At 39.6% G+C, this 21246-nt stretch carries 19 protein-coding genes and 1 pseudogene; 15 read left to right on the top strand and 5 right to left on the bottom strand.

All coding sequences use genetic code 11. The features are described from left to right. Positions 1 to 81 precede the first annotated feature (81 nt). The 5 genes from lexA to Q0Y52_RS05340 all read left to right on the top strand — a co-directional run bounded on the left by lexA (position 82) and on the right by Q0Y52_RS05340 (position 5272). Positions 82 to 705, top strand: coding sequence for a transcriptional repressor LexA (gene lexA / locus Q0Y52_RS05360; RefSeq protein WP_297818956.1), 624 nt, complete (start codon positions 82 to 84; stop codon positions 703 to 705). Positions 706 to 1069: 364 nt separating this feature from the next. Beyond that, positions 1070 to 2179, top strand: a complete 1110-nt coding sequence (gene coxB, locus Q0Y52_RS05355; protein ID WP_297819339.1) for a cytochrome c oxidase subunit II — start codon at positions 1070 to 1072, stop codon at positions 2177 to 2179. 12 nt (positions 2180 to 2191) lie between these two features. After that, entirely contained in the window at positions 2192 to 3796 is a 1605-nt protein-coding gene (gene ctaD / locus Q0Y52_RS05350; protein ID WP_297818953.1) for a cytochrome c oxidase subunit I, read from the top strand. A 20-nt stretch (positions 3797 to 3816) separates the two neighbouring features. Further along, a complete protein-coding gene (locus Q0Y52_RS05345; RefSeq protein WP_297818951.1) occupies positions 3817 to 4374 on the top strand; it encodes a cytochrome c oxidase assembly protein in 558 nt (185 codons plus the stop codon). A gap of 16 nt (positions 4375 to 4390) precedes the next feature. Next, positions 4391 to 5272, top strand: a complete 882-nt coding sequence (locus tag Q0Y52_RS05340; protein ID WP_297818948.1) for a cytochrome c oxidase subunit 3 — start codon at positions 4391 to 4393, stop codon at positions 5270 to 5272. Between the two features lie 55 nt (positions 5273 to 5327). On the opposite strand, the gene Q0Y52_RS05335 is transcribed toward Q0Y52_RS05340, so the two are convergent. After that, positions 5328 to 5537 carry a DUF2909 domain-containing protein gene (locus Q0Y52_RS05335; protein ID WP_297818945.1) on the bottom strand — a complete coding sequence of 70 codons (210 nt, stop codon included), beginning with the start codon at positions 5535 to 5537 and terminating at the stop codon, positions 5328 to 5330. A gap of 31 nt (positions 5538 to 5568) precedes the next feature. On the opposite strand from Q0Y52_RS05335, the gene Q0Y52_RS05330 reads away from it, so the two are divergent. The 6 genes from Q0Y52_RS05330 to Q0Y52_RS05305 all read left to right on the top strand — a co-directional run bounded on the left by Q0Y52_RS05330 (position 5569) and on the right by Q0Y52_RS05305 (position 9856). After that, positions 5569 to 6300 carry an SURF1 family protein gene (locus Q0Y52_RS05330; RefSeq protein ID WP_297818942.1) on the top strand — a complete coding sequence of 244 codons (732 nt, stop codon included), beginning with the start codon at positions 5569 to 5571 and terminating at the stop codon, positions 6298 to 6300. Next, positions 6287 to 6850 carry a hypothetical protein gene (locus tag Q0Y52_RS05325; RefSeq protein WP_297818940.1) on the top strand — a complete coding sequence of 188 codons (564 nt, stop codon included), beginning with the start codon at positions 6287 to 6289 and terminating at the stop codon, positions 6848 to 6850. Before Q0Y52_RS05330 ends, Q0Y52_RS05325 begins: the two co-directional genes overlap by 14 nt. A gap of 14 nt (positions 6851 to 6864) precedes the next feature. Then, complete coding sequence (locus tag Q0Y52_RS05320; RefSeq protein WP_297819336.1) at positions 6865 to 7842, top strand: heme A synthase; 978 nt, start codon at positions 6865 to 6867, stop codon at positions 7840 to 7842. Between the two features lie 9 nt (positions 7843 to 7851). Further along, a complete protein-coding gene (gene cyoE, locus Q0Y52_RS05315) occupies positions 7852 to 8763 on the top strand; it encodes a heme o synthase (protein WP_297818937.1) in 912 nt (303 codons plus the stop codon). Between the two features lie 2 nt (positions 8764 to 8765). After that, positions 8766 to 9404, top strand: coding sequence for an SCO family protein (locus tag Q0Y52_RS05310; protein ID WP_297818934.1), 639 nt, complete (start codon positions 8766 to 8768; stop codon positions 9402 to 9404). 371 nt (positions 9405 to 9775) lie between these two features. Next, positions 9776 to 9856: a hypothetical protein gene (locus Q0Y52_RS05305; protein WP_297819333.1), complete on the top strand. Its 81-nt coding sequence runs from the start codon at positions 9776 to 9778 to the stop codon at positions 9854 to 9856. Positions 9857 to 10003: 147 nt separating this feature from the next. On the opposite strand, the gene Q0Y52_RS05300 is transcribed toward Q0Y52_RS05305, so the two are convergent. Beyond that, a complete protein-coding gene (locus Q0Y52_RS05300; protein WP_297818931.1) occupies positions 10004 to 11059 on the bottom strand; it encodes a polysaccharide deacetylase family protein in 1056 nt (351 codons plus the stop codon). Between the two features lie 26 nt (positions 11060 to 11085). Between Q0Y52_RS05300 and Q0Y52_RS05295 the strand changes: the two genes are divergently transcribed. Then, the gene (locus Q0Y52_RS05295) at positions 11086 to 12423 is read left to right on the top strand and encodes an MATE family efflux transporter (protein ID WP_297818927.1); all 1338 of its coding nucleotides are present in this window, start codon (positions 11086 to 11088) and stop codon (positions 12421 to 12423) included. 254 nt (positions 12424 to 12677) lie between these two features. Here Q0Y52_RS05295 and nfuA read toward each other — a convergent pair whose 3' ends face one another. Then, entirely contained in the window at positions 12678 to 13256 is a 579-nt protein-coding gene (nfuA, locus tag Q0Y52_RS05290; protein WP_297818924.1) for a Fe-S biogenesis protein NfuA, read from the bottom strand. A gap of 143 nt (positions 13257 to 13399) precedes the next feature. Here nfuA and Q0Y52_RS05285 point away from each other — a divergent pair, with 143 nt between their 5' ends. After that, on the top strand, positions 13400 to 15949 hold the full coding sequence (locus tag Q0Y52_RS05285) for a M14 family zinc carboxypeptidase (protein WP_297818921.1): 2550 nt from the start codon (positions 13400 to 13402) through the stop codon (positions 15947 to 15949). Here Q0Y52_RS05285 and Q0Y52_RS05280 read toward each other — a convergent pair. Further along, positions 15946 to 16623 (bottom strand): ComF family protein, encoded by a 678-nt coding sequence (locus Q0Y52_RS05280; protein ID WP_297818918.1) that lies wholly within the window; start codon positions 16621 to 16623, stop codon positions 15946 to 15948. The genes Q0Y52_RS05285 and Q0Y52_RS05280 overlap by 4 nt on opposite strands. A 1090-nt stretch (positions 16624 to 17713) precedes the next feature. On the opposite strand from Q0Y52_RS05280, the pseudogene Q0Y52_RS05275 reads away from it, so the two are divergent. Continuing rightward, positions 17714 to 18306 (top strand): annotated as a pseudogene (locus Q0Y52_RS05275) (putative metalloprotease CJM1_0395 family protein); the annotation flags it as partial. Positions 18307 to 18486: 180 nt separating this feature from the next. Further along, positions 18487 to 18681 (top strand): hypothetical protein, encoded by a 195-nt coding sequence (locus Q0Y52_RS05265; RefSeq protein ID WP_297818913.1) that lies wholly within the window; start codon positions 18487 to 18489, stop codon positions 18679 to 18681. 83 nt (positions 18682 to 18764) lie between these two features. Here Q0Y52_RS05265 and Q0Y52_RS05260 read toward each other — a convergent pair whose 3' ends face one another. Next, a complete protein-coding gene (locus Q0Y52_RS05260) occupies positions 18765 to 21089 on the bottom strand; it encodes a Tex family protein (protein ID WP_297819331.1) in 2325 nt (774 codons plus the stop codon). Between the last annotated feature and the right edge of the window lie 157 nt (positions 21090 to 21246).

The raw sequence follows: 21246 nt of genomic DNA, 5'->3' as shown, positions 1-21246 counted from the left end.
TCCACAGTCAACATAAAACAAATTTGAGATTTAACATTAACTGTATATAATAAGGTAACTGTATAAAAAAACAGGCTGGTTATGCGTCCACTAACTGCACGACAAGAAGAAGTACTTGAACTGATTAAAAATACGATGTTGAACACAGGTATGCCACCTACTCGTGCTGAAATTGCCCGGGAATTAGGTTTTAAATCTGCTAATGCAGCAGAAGAACATTTAAAAGCCCTGGCGCGAAAAGGGGTAATAGAAATTTTACCTGGTACGTCCCGTGGCATTAAGTTAAATGCACCACTTGAAGACCAACTCGAAGAGCTTGGTTTACCATTGATTGGCCGAGTTGCTGCAGGAGAGCCTATTTTGGCTCAAGAGCATATTGAAGGCCATTATCGCGTGGATCCTAGTTTGTTCAAGCCGAGTGCTGATTTTTTGCTTAGAGTGAACGGAATGAGTATGAAAGACATCGGTATTTTGGATGGCGATTTGTTGGCTGTTCATCGCACTATGGACGTACACAATGGTCAAGTAGTCGTCGCTAGGGTAGATGATGACGTTACAGTAAAACGACTTGAGAAAAAAGGCAGGCAGGTTTTGTTGCATGCTGAAAACGAAGCGTTTTCTCCCATTAAGGTCGATTTGGCGACTCAGCCGTTTAATATAGAAGGCATCGCTGTGGGGGTTATTCGTAACGCCGATTGGATGTAATCTTGATGCAGCGCATTGTTGATTAATAATGCGCTTTTAAATCTATATCTATTTATGAACCCTTTGGTTGTTTTCCTCTCTTTATATCTTTGTTATTTTTTGTTTATCAACAATTTATGTTTAAAAATTAATCAGTTGATTGCAAGTAAAACAAAAAGGCTAGACTAATCGCTATCAAATGAGAGACCATTAACATTAGAAAAGCAAAAAAACCAATAAATTAACATAAGCGTAAACCAAATAGGGATTTTTCAATTTCTATTTGAAGTTAGTGTTTCAGTGAAAATAAAAAATACGTTTAACGTATATGAGGTGCCATGTGAAGAGAATTTTGTTCAAGGTTGGAACTATGCTATCTGCATTGATGACTACGTCGGTGTTTGCAGAAACGAAAGATAATATTGAGCAATACCAGCTAAACATGACTAAAGGTGTGACAGATATTAGTGCTGGTGTTTACGATATGCATATGTTGATGTTTGTTATCTGTGTGGTGATAGGGGCCGGTGTTTTTATCGCCATGTTTATTTCTATGTACTTCCATAGGAAATCTAGGGGTGTTAAGCCTGCTAATTTCCATGAAAATGTAAAAGTTGAAATTGCCTGGACAGTGATCCCTTTTATTATATTGGTTGTGATGGCAGTGCCAGCAATGAATTTGTTAATTGATATGGAAGATGCTAGCGAACCTGATGTGTCTATTTTAGTGACCGGTTCACAATGGAAGTGGCACTATAAGTATATGGACAATGACGTTGAATATTATTCTAAATTGGCCACTCAAGCTGACCAAATATCTGGGAAAATACCTAAAGGTGAAAACTATCTACTCGAAGTAGACAGACCGCTCGTTATACCCACTGGTCAAAAAGTCCGCTTTCTTATCACTTCAGACGATGTTATTCACTCTTGGTGGGTGGCAGATTTTGGTTTCAAACAAGATGCTAATCCAGGTTTTATTAATGATGCGTGGACCAATGTTAATGAACCAGGTGTGTATCGTGGTCAATGTGCAGAGCTTTGTGGTAAAGATCATGGTTTCATGCCGATTGTAGTGATTGCCAAAGAGCCTGCTGAATATGCTAAATGGATTTCAGAGCAAGAAGCTGTACAGCAGCAAGCAAAAGCAGAAGAACAAAGACTGTTATCTATGAATATGACAATGGCTGAATCCATGGAATTGGGCGAAAGTGTCTATGATGCTAACTGCGCAGCTTGTCATATGCCAAATGGCGAAGGTTTGCCTGGTGTTTTTCCTGCATTAAAAGGCAGTCAAATCGCAGTTGCAGACGAGCCTAAACATATTGATATCTTAATAAACGGTGTCACAGGCAGTGCTATGCAATCTTATGCGAAACAATTAACTATGTCTGAAATTGCTGCTGTGGTGACTTACGAGCGTAATGCTTGGGGTAACGATACTGGTGACTTGGTTCAAGCCAAAGACATCAATTCTGCAATGAACGAACAATAGGAGAAGGTGACCATGACAACATTAACTGATAATACTCAGCATGATAATCATGCAGATGATCACCACGATCATCATATTCCATACGGTATAAAGCGTTGGTTAAATACTACCAACCATAAAGATATCGGTACACTATATTTATGGTTCGCTTTCATCATGTTTCTGACTGGTGGCGCAATGGCTATGGTGATACGAGCTGAATTATTTCAACCCGGACTGCAAATAGTAGAACCTCACTTTTTTAATCAGATGACCACAGTGCATGGCCTTATCATGGTATTTGGTGCGGTTATGCCGGCCTTTACGGGTTTAGCTAATTGGTTAATACCTATGATGATAGGCGCGCCAGATATGGCCCTCCCTAGAATGAATAACTGGAGCTTTTGGATTTTACCTTTTGCTTTTTTGATCCTGTTATCTTCTTTGTTCCTAGAAGGTGGTGGTCCTGCTTTTGGTTGGACCTTCTACGCGCCTCTATCCACTACCTACAGCGCCGATAGTACAGCGTTGTTTGTGTTTGCCGTGCACATCATGGGTGCGTCATCCATCATGGGTGCAATTAATGTTATCGTGACTATTTTTAATATGCGCGCGCCAGGAATGACGTGGATGAAGATGCCATTGTTCGTCTGGACATGGTTAATCACTGCGTTTTTGTTAATTGCAGTTATGCCTGTACTCGCTGGTGCGGTTACTATGGTGCTTACGGATAAATTTTTTGGTACAAGTTTCTTTGATGCCGCCGGTGGTGGTGATCCTGTCATGTTCCAGCACATCTTTTGGTTCTTCGGTCACCCCGAGGTATACATTATGATATTGCCTGCTTTTGGCATTATTTCACAAATCATACCTACTTTTGCGCGTAAACCGTTATTTGGCTATGCGTCAATGGTGTATGCCACTGGCTCTATTGCATTGTTGTCATTTATTGTATGGGCACACCATATGTTTACTACAGGTATGCCGGTGGCAGCAGAGCTATTTTTCATGTTTGCGACCATGCTGATATCTGTGCCTACAGGTGTGAAAGTCTTTAATTGGGTGGCGACTATGTGGCGTGGCTCTATGACTTTTGAGGTCCCCATGTTGTTTGCAATAGCCTTTATTGTGTTATTCACTATAGGGGGATTATCTGGATTAATGTTGGCAATAGTGCCAGTAGACTTCCAATACCATGATACTTACTTTGTAGTTGCGCATTTCCATTATGTGTTAGTTACAGGCGCTATATTCTCAATTATGGCAGCTGTTTATTACTGGTTACCCAAGTGGACCGGAAAAATGTTTCACATCGGTTTGGCGAAATGGCATTTCTGGTGCTCATTAGTGTCGGTTAATGTGTTGTTCTTTCCTATGCATTTTGTCGGTTTAGCGGGTATGCCTCGTCGTATCCCAGACTATGCGTTACAGTTTGCAGACATTAATAAATGGATAAGTATTGGTGGTTTTGCCTTTGGTTTATCGCAATTAATTTTCTTAGTCTTACTGATTAAGGCTTGTAAAAAGCAAGGTGAGCCAGTGTCTGACCAAGTGTGGGAAGGAGCTGAAGGTTTAGAGTGGGAAATCCCATCTCCAGCACCATATCACACCTTTGAAACACCGCCAGTCGTGAAATAACTTAATAGGAATCGAGGCTTATGAGCGCTAATCCAAATCAAACAAAAAACAATAAATTGGTGCTTAAACTGGCTGCCATTGTTGTGGGTATGTTTGGTTTTGGTTTCGCACTGGTGCCTCTCTATGACGTACTTTGTGATGCCTTGGGCATTAATGGCAAACCATCAGATACAGCGGCTGTTTACAAGGCCATTGAAATTGATGAGAGTCGGTTGATCACTGTGGATTTTATTACGCGCATAAACACGGGTATGCCATGGGAATTTAGGTCTGAAACCAGACAGGTTAAGGTGCATCCTGGGCAACTTAATAAAGTCAGTTTTTACGTAAAAAACCCTACTAAGACAGCCATTGTTGGTCAAGCTGTACCATCGATATCGCCTGGTCCAGCGGCGTTATATATGAACAAAACAGAATGTTTTTGTTTTGAACAACAAACATTACAAGCAGGGGAGGAATTGTTGATGCCAATGCAATTTTATGTCGACCCTCAGCTACCAGAAGATATTACTTATTTTACTTTGCAATATACTCTTTATAACGTCACTGCTTCGGCAGATTTTGTGGCAATGAATTAGGGTAAAGGAGAACAAAATGTCAGAAAAAGAATACGAAAAGTACTATGTTCCCGCAGAAAGCCCATGGCCGTTTATGGGGGCTGTTGCGTTATTTTTAATGGCTGTCGGGGCTGGCAATTTTGTGGTTGAAAGCACACGAGGAAAAGAGGGGTTCGGCGCTTATATTTTAGGTGCAGGTTTTTTAGTTTTGGTGGTCATGTTGGTTGGGTGGTTTAGAAACCAAATACATGAATCTATGAGTGGTTTATACAGTGCTCAGTTGAGCCGTTCATATCGTCAAGGTATGGCATGGTTTATTTTTTCTGAAGTGATGTTTTTTGGCGCTTTTTTTGGCGCTCTGTTTTATGCCAGATTTATTTCAGTGCCTTGGTTAGGCGGTGCATCAAATAATGATATGACAGGCGAAGTGTTATGGCCTGCGTTTGAGGCAATATGGCCGCTGGTTACCACGCCCGGTGGTTTAACGACAGAAGCTATGCCTTGGACTGGTTTACCCTTGATTAATACATTTATACTGCTTACATCCTCGGTTACCTGTCACTATGCTCATGTTGCACTGGAACAAAACAATCGTGGAAAGCTTAAGCTTATGCTCGGTTTGACTGTGTTGCTAGGTGCCATCTTCATGGTGATGCAGGTCGAAGAATACATCCATGCATATTCAGAAATGAATCTGACTTTACAATCTGGTATTTATGGTAATACTTTTTTCTTGTTAACAGGATTTCACGGTTTTCACGTTACGCTAGGTGCAATAATTCTATTTATTATGTTATTGAGAATTATGAAAGGGCATTTTACGCCCAAAAATCACTTCGCATTTATGGCCGCTAGCTGGTATTGGCATTTTGTTGATGTAGTGTGGGTTATACTCTTTGCTGTTGTATATATTTTTTAGCAACATCATTTACTAAGTTGAAGAGCCACTGCAATGCGGCGGCTCTTTGCATTGGTTAGTGTGGTGAAGGATTAGGAACAATGAGTCCAGTTGCTACAGCGAGTAGCATCAAGCCAACGATAATGGCTGAAGTGAGAACTCTTCTGCCAATGAATTTACTCATAGGTGGACTATCAGGGTCGTCTTTGAGCATAATCATCATAGCTTTAAATAAATTGAACACCATAAATAATAGTAACCCACCGACAAGTATTTTGATTAACATCTATTCACTCCTAAAGATTTTTTGAGCTGTTATGTGGAACTTTTTATCACGTTTACCCTTTGTTGCTACCTTAATTACTTTTGTGTGTGTTGTCATTATGTTTGCTTTAGGTAATTGGCAATTACAAAGAGCAGAGCAAAAAACAACACGTTTATCAGCTATAGAGATTGCTACTAAAACGGCGAAAGTCGATTTACAACAGTTCTTATACAGCAATATAGATGAAATGCTGGATATGCCTGTAAATTTTGATGGGACCCCGGATGCAGTTCGTTATTTTTTATTGGACAATAAGATCCATAAAGGGCGAGTGGGATACCAAGTTTTGGTGCCCACACAAACATATGTAGGTACAGTAATTGTCAATTTTGGTTGGGTAGCCGCAACAAATAGCAGAGAAATATTGCCTAGTGTCAATATTGATGTTAAAAAATCTCGGTTTGCGGGCGTTATATCCCTGCCTTTGGATAATGCCATGGTCAAAGAAACGGCGTCGGTGGACGGTATTTGGCCAAAAGTAATACAGCAGACGGATCTAAAAGTTATTCAACAACACTATACTCAAGAAATATTACCTTTTGTGGTGTTATTAAATACGCAGGAAAGTTCAATTTTCATAAGAGATTGGCAACCTGTTGTAATGGCACCGGAAAAACACTTGGCCTATGCCGTACAGTGGTTTTTACTGGCACTTGCTGCGTTGGTAATATTTGTTATCGCCCAAAGAAATAAGTTAAAAAGGAACAAAAGTGAGTACCACTAAAAACAATAAATTAATGATGTTGCTTCTGGCTTCAATTTTTATACTTCCTGTATTACTGGCTAAACTTGCTTTAGATAATGATTGGTTTAATCAAGCTGCAACAAACAAGGGGGAGCTACTTTCACCTATTGTTGATATGAGTTTATTGCAAACCACCGAACAGGTGCCTAAGTGGAAATTACTCTATGTTTTACCAGAAGTGTGTTCTGTTAAATGTGAGAACGCTTTATATAGTATTGCTCAAGTTCGCAGCGCGTTAGGTAAGGAAAGCGATCGTGCTGAAGTGGTTGTTATTACCCATGAGAAAAGTAATATTGCCCAGCTTGCGCAGCTTAAAGAAAAACAAAACATTCGCTTTTTAAATACCAACATAAAAAGTCTGCAACAAATGTTTAAAGAAACGAGTACAGATGCTATTTTTATTGCTGATACTTTGGGTAACATTATTTTACGTTTCCCATTACAAATTGATGAAAAGCAAGCAATATTAGATAGTCGTGATATTTTGTCGGATATGCGCAAGTTACTTAAACTTTCGCGTATCGGTTAGAGGATGCTGAAATGATGAAGAAGTTATTGCTGGTAAGTATTCTATTAGCTTTGGTGGTAATTGTACTTGGTGCATACGCTCGCCTCACTGATGCCGGATTAGGTTGTCCTGACTGGCCTGGTTGTTATGGTCATCTTAGTTTCTCTAAGACCACAGAAAATATAGAAATTGCCCAGCAAGCATTTCCTGAGCGCCCCTTTGAAGAGCACAAAGCTTGGAATGAAATGATTCACCGTTATTTTGCCAGCGCTTTGGGTTTTTTGATACTGGTGATTTTTATTAATAGTCTATTCAGCAAAGCTTATAACAAGCCTGTAAAGCTGCCTCTGTTTCTGTTGTGTTTAGTCTGTTTCCAAGGTGCTCTAGGTATGTGGACGGTGACACTGAATTTATTGCCTGCGGTGGTGATGGGGCACTTATTAGGTGGATTCACTGTATTATCTTGTCTATTTTTATTGTACTTAAGGTTGATCCCTTATCGAATTCTTGGCGGTGACGCTGTTCTGCGTCAATTTGGAAAATATACAATTTTAGGGATAGTTATTTTAACGGGGCAAATAGCTTTAGGTGGCTGGACGTCAGCTAATTATGCTGCACTAGCTTGCACTGAATTACCCATTTGTGAAGGTAATTGGTACGAGCGTTTAGATTTTACTGGTGCTTTTAGTATTCCAGAAGCAGAAAATTATGAGTTTGGTGTCCATGGCTATGCTGAACGTATGACTATGCATATTGTGCATAGAATAGGCGCGTTAATTACCTTTTTGTACTTATGTTGGTTAGGGATTAGGTTGTATGCTGCAGCACACTCAAGCTTAATTAAAAAGTTATCCATTCTAATGATATTAGTTTTGGGTGTTCAAATTGCTTTAGGTTTAAGCAATGTAGTTTACAGTTTACCTATTGCTGTTGCTGTGATGCATAATGCTGTAGCCGCGTGTTTGATGTTGGTGTTAGTAACCATTAGTTACACGTTGTATCGCAAAACTTAGGAGAATAAGGTGAGTAAGGTCGTAGCCGAAGGACAACCAAACAATCAATTTAATTTATGGGCTACTTGCCAAGATTATTATGAACTAACCAAACCAAAAGTCGTGTTGTTATTGTTATTAACCGCATTGGTTGGCATGTGTTTAGCCAGTGATAGTTGGATCAGTTGGCAAATTCTTGCTGCTGGATTAATAGGGATCGGTTTTTTGTCGTCTGCCGCCGCAGTGGTTAATCATGTTGTGGATAGAAAGATAGATGGCAAAATGGGTCGTACTGCAAATCGTCCAGTAGCTAAAGGTAAAGTGACTCCACAAAAAGCCCTGTTTTTTGCGGCTGTATTAACTATTGTTGGATATATGATCCTCGAATTGTGGGTTAATCGTTTAACTGCGGTGTTAACCCTTGCTGGGTTGTTTGGATATGCTGTGGTGTACACTATGTATTTAAAACGAGCGACACCACAAAATATTGTTATTGGTGGTTTAGCGGGTGCCATTCCTCCCCTGCTTGGATGGACTGCAGTGACGGGAGAAATTCACCCACATGCATTGTTATTGGTACTGATTGTGTTTATCTGGACACCACCACATTTTTGGGCTCTGGCAATTCATCGCGAAAAAGATTATGCCAGAGCACAAGTGCCTATGTTGCCTGTGACCCACGGTATCGAATTTACTAAAACGTCTATCTTGTTGTATACTGTTCTACTCTGTGTGGTGTGTTTACTGCCTTATTTAGTGGGTATGTCAGGCCTTATATATCTGATTGGTTCCACTTTATTAAATGCGGGTTTTTTATATTACGCATGGAAATTGAAATATACCTCCACCGAACAAACCGCTATGCAGACCTTTAAATTTTCTATCATTCATCTAATGATACTGTTTGTTGTGCTTTTGGTTGATCATTATATGTGGTTTTAGGTATGAGTAGACTAAAAGTAGGCCTGATTGCTTTTTTTGCACTTGTCATAGGAGTTGTAGTGGCATTAAACATTGCACCGCTGAGCGCAAACAATAAAACTCAGTATGTGAGTTTATACCCTCAGGCAAGAGCGTTATCTGACTTTCAGTTAGTAGATCAGAATAATCAATCCTTTACATCTGCAGAGTTAATAGGGCACTGGAGTCTGGTTTTTGTTGGTTATACATATTGCCCTGATATTTGTCCGACTACCTTGGCAGAGTTAAAAAATGTTTATCCAGAATTACAAAAAATATCCACAGATTTTCCTATTCAAGTCGTTTTGTTGTCTGTTGATCCGAAGCGCGATACTCCTGAACGATTAAACGACTATATTAATTTTTTCCATTCTGACTTTATTGCTGTTAGTGGAGAACATTCTCAATTATTTCCTCTAGTAAGAGCTATGGGCATGATGTATTCCATGTCCGAAAGCACGGATAACCCTAACTATTTAGTCGATCACAGTTCATCTATAGTGGTAGTGAATCCAAAGGCACAAGTGATAGGCCGTTTTAAGCCTGAATTTGTTGTAGGCAAGTTACCTATTAGTGAAGGACAAAAGATACTAGCTGATATGCCGGTTATTATGTCCCAATAAACTGCGCTAATGCTCAGCAGTTAGGCTAATCAAGACGATGCTAATTTATTGTTCCACGCCAGTTGCCATAGGTGCGACTTATAATATTAATACTGAATTGTCGCTGTTATTTTCTGGTTTTGAGTTTGTTATCTTCAGATGGACAGTACGGTTTTGACAATCACTGGGTTGCAGAAATCGACAATCAAGTTGTCGGTTGTTTATACACATAGCATAGTGATTTGCCAGATTCTTACCACCAAGCTACCTTAATCAAGTTAACCAATTTCTAAGGTGTTGCTCATGCATTATCTGTAGTAGAGGCAAGCCAAGCTTTGCAAGACTGTATCCCAAGACTTAAAAATTATGAGTTGTGTATCGGATACTTTGCCGTGTTAGCAAAGTATCAAAGGCAAGGTTTAGCTACTAATTTGCTAAGGTTTGCACAGCAAAAAGCTTTAACCCTTTGGTAAGTCAAATTATACCTAGACGTTGAAAATACTAATTTACAAGCAATAGACTTTTATTTCGGGCGGGGGGGTAAATGTGAAAGCGAATCAGGTATTAGCCAAAGAATGCAAACATTAAGTATTGGTTCGCATCTTCATTTCAGCAAAAAATTAATCTAACCACTTCCCTTCAATTGTTGGCATAAAAAAGGGTTGTGAAAACCAATAATATCTATTCGTTTCACTTATGCTGGGTGCAGTGCAATTTACTCTGTGTCTGCCGGGTTGAGTGATTGGGTTTATATCCACAGAAACCGTATTCCCTTTTAAAAACATGTTTAAATTCTGACCATTTTGAAAGCAGTTTATTTGTTGTGGTAATAAGTCATCAGTTTTGACATTAAAAGAAAGACTTTCAGTGTCAGAATATAATTCGACCTTAGGATCGTAAGAGGAAACATTGTCCACTGGCATCGCCAAACTATTTAATTTGACCTTCAAGCTTTGAATATTGCTGTATATCCCTGCAGACGGGTAACGTGGTAAGGCCGAAAAGTCACTGTAGGAAGCAATAGCACCGCTATGTTGAGCAAAACCAATGTAGCCACTAGCTTTGAGTCGATTTTTTAGTTTTAAATCAAATTCTCCATAAGGGTAAGCAAAATATTTTAAGCTGTAACCCAGATTGTTTTTAAGTATCGTTTCAGCTGTTTCTATTTCTAGTAAGCTTCGCCGCAACCAACTTTCTTCAGACTCACTTTTATTTTTCGTCAACATATGGGAGTGTTGACTACCATGGTTAGCGAAGCTCGCGCCCTCATTAGCCATTATTTTAACTTGTTGCCAATCAAGTTGATAACTCACCTTACCAATCAAAGGCGGGTTAATAAAAATGGTGTAGGGGAATGAAAATTCTTTCAGAATAGGGTGAGCATTGTTGTAAATATTTTTATAACCGTCATCAAATGTGATCACCACTGCTTTGTCGGACAACGGTTGCTTGTTCTGCAGCGTTTCAATTACCTCTTTTAGGGGTAATACCTGATGATGTTCAGCTAAATATTGCATGTGCTCACGAAAGGTTTCGGGTGATACTGATGTGACCCCGGGAGTACTGTGACTTACGTGGTGATATAAAAGGATAACTGCATTGTCTTTCGCCCAAGTGTTTATGCTCAGTAGCGCACATGTTAATATCATCACCAAAGTATCCGAAGTTCTTCTCATATTTTTCCTTCATAACTGAAACTAAAATGACTAATAATAATATTTTATCAAACTTCTTTCAGATTAGTCTGCACCAAAAAATTATTGTTATGGCAATACCTATGATCTTAAGTAATGTCACGACTCCTATAATGGGACTGGTTGACACAGCTGTTTTGGGCCATATGCAGGAAATATATTTTCTTGCTGGGGCGTCTGTAGCCGCATTGATTATCACTCAACTGTATTGGTTATGTGGCTTTTTAAGAATGACCAGCACAGGTCTTAGTGCTCAGGCAAAAGGTAGTCGAGATATTAACCAGCTTCATCAAAGCTTATTTCAGGGGATATTGATTGGCTTTTTATTAGGGTGCTTGTTGTTGTTACTACAAGATGGCATTTTGGCTTTGGGTTTATATTTCGCCAATGCTACACCAGTTGTTGAAGGGGTTATCTCTGAATATTTTTACACCCGTATTTGGGGGGCGCCTGCTGCAATAGTTAATCTTGCTTTAGTCGGTTGGTTGATAGGCCAACAAAAAGCCAAACAGGTGTTACTTATTCAGGTGTTCGCAAACTTATTGAATTTGGTGCTTAATCTTTGGTTTGTGTTTGGTTTAGGGCTGGAGGTGTTAGGTGTAGCACTGGCTAGCGTTGTCGCTGAATATTCCATCTCAATCATAAGTATAATTGTGGCATTGAAATTGGTTGGTAAGCCAATAATACAAAAAAAGTGGTTCTCAGGAACATATTTACATTCTCTGCTATCCCTTAACGGTAACACGTTTTTTCGAAACCTTATCTTACAAGCATGCATCGCTTTTCTTATTTTTAGAGGGGTAGGATTTGGCTCTATTTCAGCAGCAATCAACGCTATTCTGATGCAGTTTTTTTCCTTAATTGCCCTTGGATTAGACGGTGTTGCTTATGCAGCAGAAGCATTGGTGGGTGAACAAAAAGGACAAAAAAATGCTGATGGCATCATACATGTCACCTTACATGGATTGGTGTGGTCCACCATAGTTGCAATCATTTATTCGTCGATTTTTATTGTATGGGGAACTGAGATCACCTCTGTAATAACGGATCAACCGATCCTTCAATTAGAAATGCAAGACTACTTAGCCTTTGTGTATTGTTTGCCTATCATCGCCCACTGGTGTTTCTTTTTTGATGGGGTTTTTGTGGGTTTGACTCGGTCACAAGCCATGCGAAATAGTATGTTGTTATGTGGGTTGGTAATTTACTTTCCTGCTTTTTGTGTGTTTTTATCTTACGCAAACAAAGGTCTATGGATGGCAATGTTACTCTTTTTATTGTTTCGAGGTATAAGCTTGGGAGGATACTTTATTTATCTTTGTCGAAAGGGGAAGGTGGCGGTTTAAAGCTAACTATCATACGGTGAACCAGAATGCCTAGATAGCCCCTAATGGAATATAAGCTACCTACTACCAATAACACTAGACCTGGGTTTTGAATAACAGGCGCGACTTTTGCGCCTATTAATACTGCTATTACCCCTAAGCAAAAGATGCCTAAACCACGTTTGAAAAAAATCCAGCTTTTACTTGGGTCATTGGCTAAACGCTGCGACCAGTTAATGTTTATATCCTTGCTGAGCTAGTATTGGGTTTCAAGCCTAGTAGTAAGAGTGTTCGCCTGCTTTATGTTCGGTGGCATCTTTTACTGCTATTAATTCACCAGGAAATTGTTCAAGCATTTGTTTTTCTACACCTTCTTTCAAGGTGAGATCCACTTGTGAGCAACCGTTACAACCACCACCGAATCGTAATACGGCTTCTTTTTCTTCTGTGATTTCAACTAATGTCACGTTACCACCGTGGCTAGCAAGTTGCGGATTGATTTCTGCTTCAATCATGTAACTCACTCGTTCAGCTAAAGGTGCGTCACTATCTACTTTGCGTGCTTTGGCGTTTGGCGCTTTGAGGGTGAGTTGTGAGCCCATTTGGTCAGTGACAAAATCAATTTCAGCTTCTTGCAGGAAAGGCACACTTTCTAGATCTACGACTGCATCAAAACCATTAAATTCTAGCACAGTGTCTGATTCTTCTATCGCATCTGGTGGACAATAAGACACCCCACATTCTGCACTGGGTGTGCCGGGGCTAACCACAAACACTCTGATATTGGTATCAGTCTCTTGGTTTGCGAGCAGCTTGCAGAAATGTGCTTGCGCTGTTTCTGAAATGTTAATCATGGGCTATCTACCTCTAAAATATTTCTATAAACATAATAACAAAATTACTTGAGTGAAACACTCAAGTAATCATCTTTCCTTATGTTAATTTTGACTAAAACGTGCGAACATTTTTCTAAATTTTGACTTATTGGACTAATTTTATGTGTTTACTATTTAGAAATTTTGCTTTTGTGTTGTTTTTCATCAGTCCGCAAGCTTTAGCTATTGAAGATATTACTTATTTACCAACAGGTACTCAATATAAAGCAGACATTACTACACCCAGTCAAGCATTAGGGGCGTCGGTAGGTGAATGGCACGTGCGTCATGATCAGATAGCTAACTATATGCAGGTGTTGGCTTCTCAGTCAGACCGCGTTAGCTTAGTCGAAACGGGTCGTACTCACGAAAACCGTCCACTTTATCTATTGGCTTTTAGTTCTCCTGAAAATCAACAGAATTTAGCTGCAATCCAAACTAAACATATTCGAAACTTAGGTCAATCTACAGATAAAAACGACCCATTAGTTATTTGGATGGGCTACAGCGTTCATGGCGACGAACCGTCAGGTTCGAATGCTGCCCTTTTAATTGCTTATTATCTCGCTGCAGGTCAGGATGAACTGATAGATGAGTTACTGAACGACAATATTGTTTTACTCGATCCAAGTATAAATCCTGACGGCCTGTCTCGATTTGCTCAGTGGGCAAATATGCATAAAGGTAAAAACCTGGTGTCTGACCCCAATCACCGTGAACATCAGCAAGCTTGGCCTTCAGGTCGAACAAACCATTACTGGTTTGACTTAAATCGAGATTGGTTGTTATTGACTCATCCGGAATCTCGAGCGCGAATTAAACAGTTTCATCAATGGCGCCCTCATGTGTTAACTGACTTTCATGAAATGGGAACCAACAGTACTTACTTCTTCCAACCAGGTATTTCGTCTAGGAAAAACCCATGGACTCCACTAAAAAATGTTGAACTGACTGCGGCCCTTGGGGGCTTTCATGCAACTGCGTTAGATAAAATAAAGCAGTTATATTTTACTCAAGAAAGTTATGATGATTTTTATTATGGTAAAGGTTCAACTTATCCTGATGCACATGGCAGTATAGGCATTTTGTTTGAACAGGCCAGTAGCAGAGGGCACCTGCAAGATTCTGTGCATGGCCCGTTGAAGTTTACTGACACCATTCAAAACCAAGTGACCACTTCTATTTCAACCTTTGTTGGTGCTTTAGCCAATAAACAAGGCCTGTTGAAGTATCAAATTGATTTTGCCAAACAGACCAAAGATTTATCCAAAGAGGATGATCTAGCCGGTTATATTTTGAATGAGAAGGCTGACGGATCTCGTTTCTCAAAGATGTTAGAGATTTTGTCAGCGCACCAAATTCAATATTTCCCATTAAGCAAAGATGTAAAAGTTGACGGACAAATATTTGATTCACTAAACAGTATGTTTGTACCCCTGAATCAACCTCAATATCGGTTGATAAAGTCGCTATTTTCAACTCGTAAATCATTTGACGACAACACCTTTTACGATGTGTCGAATTGGAACCTGCCTCTTGCATTTAACATCCAGTATAAAGCGGTTAAGAGAGCACCAAAGCTGGATAAAGCTCAGGTTAATAACTCCAAAACTGTTACTCCAGCTTTATTGCCTGACGCTTACGCCTATGCTTTTTCTTGGCAAGACTACCAAGCACCAAGACTTTTACAGCGCTTATTAGCCAAAAAAGTAAAAATGAAATTGGCAGGTGAAGCCTTTTTTGCACAAACTTCTCAAGGTGGTAAGAGCTTTTCTGCAGGTGCAGTAATTATACCGATATCTCTAGAACAGCCTGAAAATATAGTCAGTATTATTGCTAGCGAAAATATGGGGTTAGATATTCCTATTCATTCAGTGACGTCAGGATTAACTCGTCAAGGTATTGATTTAGGTAGTCGTAAAATGTTTAACATTGCTTTGCCTAAAACGATATTAGTGGGCGGGCGCGGTACCTCACAATATGAAGCTGGAGAGGTCTGGCATTACTTAGACCAACATCTTGATATGCCTATTTCAGTTACAGATTTAGTACAACTCGGCAAGTTACCTTTGGACAACTACACCCATATGATTTGGGTACAAGGTAATTACAAAGACGTGCCTGAAAAAACGGTCAGAAAAATCGAAGCATGGTTAAGCTCTGGGGGCATTTTAATCGGACAAAAATCTGCAGCAAAATGGTTTTCTGATAAGAGCTGGCTTCAGGCAAGTTTTAAAAGCAACAAAGATATTAAGTTGGCATTTGAAACAACAGGTTTAACCTATAAAGATCAAGAAGCACTTAAAGCCAAGCAAAGAATAGCTGGCGCTGTATTTGAAACGCGATTAGATGTTAGTCATCCATTAGCCTTTGGTTTTGGTTCTACTCAATTACCCATGTTTCGTAATAGCGCCTTAATAATGAACCGACCAGATAAACCATTTGTTACCGTCGCCAGCTATGTTAAATCACCATTGATGGCTGGTTATACTACTGATGAGTTGCAGACACTTATTGGTGGCAGCGCGGCAATTGTGTCCCACAATTTTGGTAAAGGTAAAGTTATAGGTTTTGCAACTAACGTCAATTTTAGAGGCGTTTGGTATGGCACCAGTCGCCTTATGAGTAATGCAATATTTATGGCTGGCTTCATTGATGCACCTTTTAATTAATGCACTAGCGTAAGGCAAATACTCCAGACATCAATTTTCAGATTAGGATTGTGCTTACGTAAACAAAGGTAAGCACAGTTCATTGTAGTCCCAGTGGTGATGACATCATCAAAAAGTGCTACATGATTAAGGCTTTTTAATCGTAACTTAGAGACCTCATCAACTTCAAAAGCATTGTGGAGGTTTTTACGTCTTTGGGCTGCTGACAAATCAGTTTGGGCCTGTGTTGATTTGCATCTGCTAATAATTGACGTATCCATATCCAGCTGACTCAACTTACAAATATGTTTAGCCAACTCTATACTTTGATTAAATTTTCGATTTAGATAACGATTTTTGTGTAACGGCATTGGAATAATCAGTTGCGGTAAATTAGGTATAGAGTTTAAACAGTGCTTCACAAAAATGGTCGCTAGTGCATGGGCATTGGGCACATTTTTTGAGAATTTTAGTCCAGTTAATAACTTAGATATCGGCCACTGATAGTCAGCAAGAGCCATTACACTAGGAAAATCTACCTTTGCTAACCCTAAGCTTACTTTTGGTGAGTACATCAAATTGTGTTGGTATCGTTGTAGATCAAATAGTATAAGGTCATCAATGCAATATTGGCATATTGATGTGCTAGTTGATTGCTTACAGATTAAACAACGTTGAACTATAGTGATTTTCATCTATTCGTCATCCTTGTACGTAATGTCAATAATCATTATCCCAAGCGAAGTGTAGAATAAATATTACTGAATTTAAAAGTATCGACCACTGGTGAGGGTAAGCATTTTTTTGCATGATTGGAATGTAAACAGTGGAGTTTGGCAATCTTTAGACGGGTTAGTTGTGCAAAAAATTTTTAAATTGTATCCCAATAAACTCAGCCAATTGACACTAATTTGTCTGACTCCGAAGTTTTCTAAATTTGCCTACTGGTCAGTGATTGGTCCCAAGGTGCTTGTTTGTTTTACCCAATAAATAGAGCAGGTCTTTTCTAAAACACGGGAACGATTTTTAGCTATTGAGGCCATGGAGAGTGAGAATACTAGACTAGATACAAAAACAATCAAAGGTGTGGTGTAACAACATCTTTTGTCTTCATTAGTCGTTTAATCTCAGGCTTGAGCCTTTTGCAAGGCATTGATTTGAATATAGAATTTAAGTTTCTGCTATTGCCCTATCATCTGCTTTTAGGTTGTTTAGATACGTTACTACTCGAGGTTGCTTCTCCGATTTTTCAACAACTTAATGTCACAGTGAGGTAGAGGTCATTTCTGATGCCATTCATGTTCCCTTTATTTTAAACACAGAGTATTTTGCAAAACGCTTAGTAAAAGGCACTTGTTTAGTTACGAAATCAAGGTAAAGCTTTAAAAAAACCTAAAAATAGTTAATAATTGAACATGGTTGGTTGAGTTGTAGGGAGTCGTAAGATTAATATTAGTAACAATATAAATTCTGCCATTGTCAGTGGCAACCTAGGTATTCAACGTGCATCCAAAGGGATTACACAAAATATATCGAATTTGGCCAGCGTTTCTGCTTTTTCTGTGCCATCCGGCGACCCACAAGAGTTTTTAGCAAACGCTACGTTTAAGCAGTTAAGCTCAATCAATCAGATGCTTCCAGAAACTAGCGATGGGGTAACATCTAATCTAGTAGGCTGTCTATTAATCTGACCAATGCACAAGCTTCTGCAAAAGTAGTACATACAGCTAGCGACACTGTTGGCACTATTTTGGATATCCTGGTTTAGTTTAGGTAACAGATACTATGAATATTCTTCCACCCGTTCCCACTCCAACAGTATTTAACGTCGGCACCGTTAATACTGAGGCTATGCGCAGAGATAATACTCAGCGTGAGGCGGTGCCAAAATTAGTAGCTAATGAAAAGTCAGCCGCTGAAACAAGTGTGGCTTCTGAAGCTGATAAGGTTAAAACCCCTGGGCAAGCTCCGCCAGCACTGACATATGAAAAGCCCATTCCTCAAACAGGTCAGCAACTTGATGCGCAAAATGATACCGCTAAAGACAATGGACAAGATGCGAGCGCTGGCAAAGAAAATGCTGAGGAACAACAGCAAGAAAAACAGCAGCAAGTCAAACAGCAAGTTACAGAACTGAAACAACGAGATTCTGAAGTAAGGGCACATGAGCAAGCACACGCTTCTATAGGGGGCAATATGCGACACAACCTGAATATGAAATAGGGCCTGATGGCAGGAGATATGCGGTAAGTGGTGAAGTATCAATAGATATATCTAAAGCTTCCACACCTGAAGAGACCGTTCGTAAGGCACAGCGAATTAAAGCTGCAGCTTTAGCCCCGGCAGAGCACAGCGCACAGGATTTAAGAGTTGCAACTGAAGCCACTCAAATTGCCCTTGAAGCGCGTTCTGAAATAGCCAGTGCAAAAATTGAAAAAGCGCAAGCGTCATATAATCAAGCTATTCCAGATTCTCAGAAAAATGAAGAACAACAAGAAAAATCAATTATTGGAGAGATCCCCTCACTTGATGAAATTGTTGATGCTTTAAATGTGGGAATGCCATCTCGTTCATTGAATAACTCTCAGTCAGAGGTTGATAAGCAACGTGTCATTGTTCCTGAGTTTGATTTGGATGCTAGTCAATTTCTTGCACACAGAGAGTTAGAGATTACTCACAGAGTGTCAGTAATAGAACACTTTTATCAAACAGTGAGCACTCCCCGTTCTGAAGGGGTTCAGCAATCAGCTTAATGCTGTAGTGAAAAGTACGTTATACCATAATGAAGCAAGCCCTCTAGAAAGGGCTTGCTAGTTTTTAGGGATAGGGAAAGTTGTTATTTTTTTGCTTTAGCAAAAGCATCAGCAAAAGCATTACCCATCATTTGATTCGACTGTTTAGTTTGAGTTTGATGCTGATTGGTTTGAGCCGCTCGGTTGTGGGATTTTTTTTCTGTATTATATTTTTGTCCTGATGGTTTTGCTGCTTGATTGGGCGTATCGCCCATGCGCATAGTGAAGGACACCCGTTTTCTTTCAACATCCACTTCCATTACTTTCACCTTGACAATATCACCTGTTTTTACAATATCTCTAGGGTCAGAAATGAATTTGTCAGTCATCGCGCTGATATGCACCAGTCCATCCAAATGCACACCCACATCGACAAAAGCTCCGAAGTTTGCAACGTTGCTCACAACACCTTCTAAAACCATACCAACTTTTAGGTCTTTCAAAGATTGCACACCCTCTTTAAAGTTAGCTGTTTTAAATTCTGGACGAGGATCACGACCAGGTTTATCAAGCTCGCTAATAATGTCTGTCACTGTTGGTAAACCAAACAGCTCAGTAACAAAGTTTTCAGGTCTGAGTTTCTTCAACACTTCAGTATTACCAACGATGTCGTTCATTGCAATGCACGCATGTTCGACAATCGAGCTAACCACAGGGTAGGCTTCTGGGTGCACAGCTGAGGCATCAAGAGGGTTTTCTCCACCCATAATTCGTAAAAATCCGGCTGCTTGTTCATAGGATTTTGGTCCTAGGCGTTCAACATCAAGCAAGGCTTTACGATGCTTAAATGCCCCATACTGGTCACGATATTTGACGATATTATTGGCTAAGGTTCTATTTAGGCCTGACACATGACTCAGCAAAGCACCTGATGCTGTATTGATATCCACACCGACCGCATTCACACAGTCTTCAATCACTGTGCTCAGTGATTTTCCTAAGCTACTCTGACTTACATCATGTTGATATTGGCCTACACCTATGGCTTTGGGTTCAATTTTGACTAATTCTGCTAGTGGATCTTGTAATCGTCTTGCGATAGAAACTGCGCCACGTAGTGAAACATCCATATTAGGTAACTCATTTGATGCAAGTTCTGAAGCAGAATAAACAGAGGCCCCTGCTTCACTGACAATAATTTTTCTCACTGGTAAGTCTGGATTTGCTTTCATCATTTCGGCTGTCAGTTTATCAGTTTCTCTTGAACCGGTGCCATTACCAATACTGATAAGTTGTACCTTGTGTTGCTTACACAAAGTAGCAAGTGTGCGTAGCGATTTATCCCACTGATTCTGTGGTACATGAGGAAAAATGGTAGATGTAGTTAATACTTTCCCAGTTGAGTCTACAATTGCTATTTTCACGCCTGTCCGTAAGCCTGGATCTAATCCCATAGTGATTTTAGGACCAGCTGGTGCAGCCATTAACACATCGTTTAGATTCTTGGCAAATACGCTAATGGCGTCTTGTTCCGCTTTTTCACGAACCGCACCAAATAATTCGTTCTCCATATGTGGGAGTATTTTGACTCTCCATGTCCATTGAACCACTGAGGTGAGCCAAGTGTCTGCTGGTCTGTTGGCGAACTTAATATTGAAATGTTCAGTGATTATTTGTTCACAATATGAGCTCTTATCTGCTTCATCCTTCTCTGGATCAGCATCTAGACTAACGTGCAGAATTTTTTCGTTTCTGCCTCTAAACATTGCTAGTGCTCTATGGGAAGGGACTTTTTTCAACAGTTCAGTATGTGAAAAGTAATCTTTGTATTTACTGCCTTCTGATTCTTTACTCGTGATGACGAGGCTTTTTATATGAGCATTTTTGTATAAATGCTGACGCACTTTTTGCAATAGTTTTGCATCTTCTGCAAACCGCTCCATTAAAATATACTTTGCGCCATCTAAAGCTGATTTAGTGTTGGGTACATCACCATCTTCTGTTACAAATGTTATAGCTTCAGACTCAGGTGTGAGCTGCGGGCTATTAAATAAAGCATTGGCTAAAGGCTCAAGCCCTAACTCAATGGCAATTTGACCTTTGGTACGACGTTTAGGTTTGAAAGGCAGGTATATATCTTCTAATTCAGTTTTGTTTTCTGCATCCTGCAAACCCACCTTTAATTGAGGAGTCATTTTCTGTTGCTCTTCAATCGACTTGATAATAACTTTTCGCCTGTCTTCTAAATCGCGTAGATAAGTTAAGCGTTGCTCCAATTTTCTTAAAGCTATATCGTCCAGACCATTGGTGACTTCTTTCCGATAACGAGCAATAAAAGGAACAGTTGAACCTTCATCTAGCAATTTTACCGCAGCCTGTACTTGTTGCGCCTGTACTTGTAACTCATGCGCAATCTTTTTTACTATCATCATCGAAGACCTTGTTTGTCATTCACTTACATCTAGGCACTTTATAGGGGTGCGAGAAAGAAATTACCAGCGATAGATGAATAAAAGTGGCAATATTTGGTGAATCATAAATTTAACTCGTCACTAAAATGAAAAAAGACAGAAAAACCAGATGCTC

The sequence above is a fragment of the uncultured Paraglaciecola sp. genome, from assembly GCF_943787955.1.
Lineage (GTDB): Bacteria > Pseudomonadota > Gammaproteobacteria > Enterobacterales > Alteromonadaceae > Paraglaciecola.
Note: the sequence above shows the minus strand (reverse complement) of the source record. Positions and strands in the feature narration are given on the sequence as shown.

Coding starts and splice junctions, on each gene's coding strand:
- lexA (WP_297818956.1), top strand. CDS start 82: ATGCGTCCACTAACTGCACGACAAGAAGAAGTACTTGAACTGATTAAA.
- coxB (WP_297819339.1), top strand. CDS start 1,070: ATGACTACGTCGGTGTTTGCAGAAACGAAAGATAATATTGAGCAATAC.
- ctaD (WP_297818953.1), top strand. CDS start 2,192: ATGACAACATTAACTGATAATACTCAGCATGATAATCATGCAGATGAT.
- Q0Y52_RS05345 (WP_297818951.1), top strand. CDS start 3,817: ATGAGCGCTAATCCAAATCAAACAAAAAACAATAAATTGGTGCTTAAA.
- Q0Y52_RS05340 (WP_297818948.1), top strand. CDS start 4,391: ATGTCAGAAAAAGAATACGAAAAGTACTATGTTCCCGCAGAAAGCCCA.
- Q0Y52_RS05335 (WP_297818945.1), bottom strand. CDS start 5,537: ATGTTAATCAAAATACTTGTCGGTGGGTTACTATTATTTATGGTGTTC.
- Q0Y52_RS05330 (WP_297818942.1), top strand. CDS start 5,569: ATGTGGAACTTTTTATCACGTTTACCCTTTGTTGCTACCTTAATTACT.
- Q0Y52_RS05320 (WP_297819336.1), top strand. CDS start 6,865: ATGAAGAAGTTATTGCTGGTAAGTATTCTATTAGCTTTGGTGGTAATT.
- Q0Y52_RS05310 (WP_297818934.1), top strand. CDS start 8,766: ATGAGTAGACTAAAAGTAGGCCTGATTGCTTTTTTTGCACTTGTCATA.
- Q0Y52_RS05300 (WP_297818931.1), bottom strand. CDS start 11,059: ATGAGAAGAACTTCGGATACTTTGGTGATGATATTAACATGTGCGCTA.
- Q0Y52_RS05295 (WP_297818927.1), top strand. CDS start 11,086: ATGACTAATAATAATATTTTATCAAACTTCTTTCAGATTAGTCTGCAC.
- nfuA (WP_297818924.1), bottom strand. CDS start 13,256: ATGATTAACATTTCAGAAACAGCGCAAGCACATTTCTGCAAGCTGCTC.
- Q0Y52_RS05285 (WP_297818921.1), top strand. CDS start 13,400: ATGTGTTTACTATTTAGAAATTTTGCTTTTGTGTTGTTTTTCATCAGT.
- Q0Y52_RS05280 (WP_297818918.1), bottom strand. CDS start 16,623: ATGAAAATCACTATAGTTCAACGTTGTTTAATCTGTAAGCAATCAACT.
- Q0Y52_RS05265 (WP_297818913.1), top strand. CDS start 18,487: ATGCCATCTCGTTCATTGAATAACTCTCAGTCAGAGGTTGATAAGCAA.
- Q0Y52_RS05260 (WP_297819331.1), bottom strand. CDS start 21,089: ATGATAGTAAAAAAGATTGCGCATGAGTTACAAGTACAGGCGCAACAA.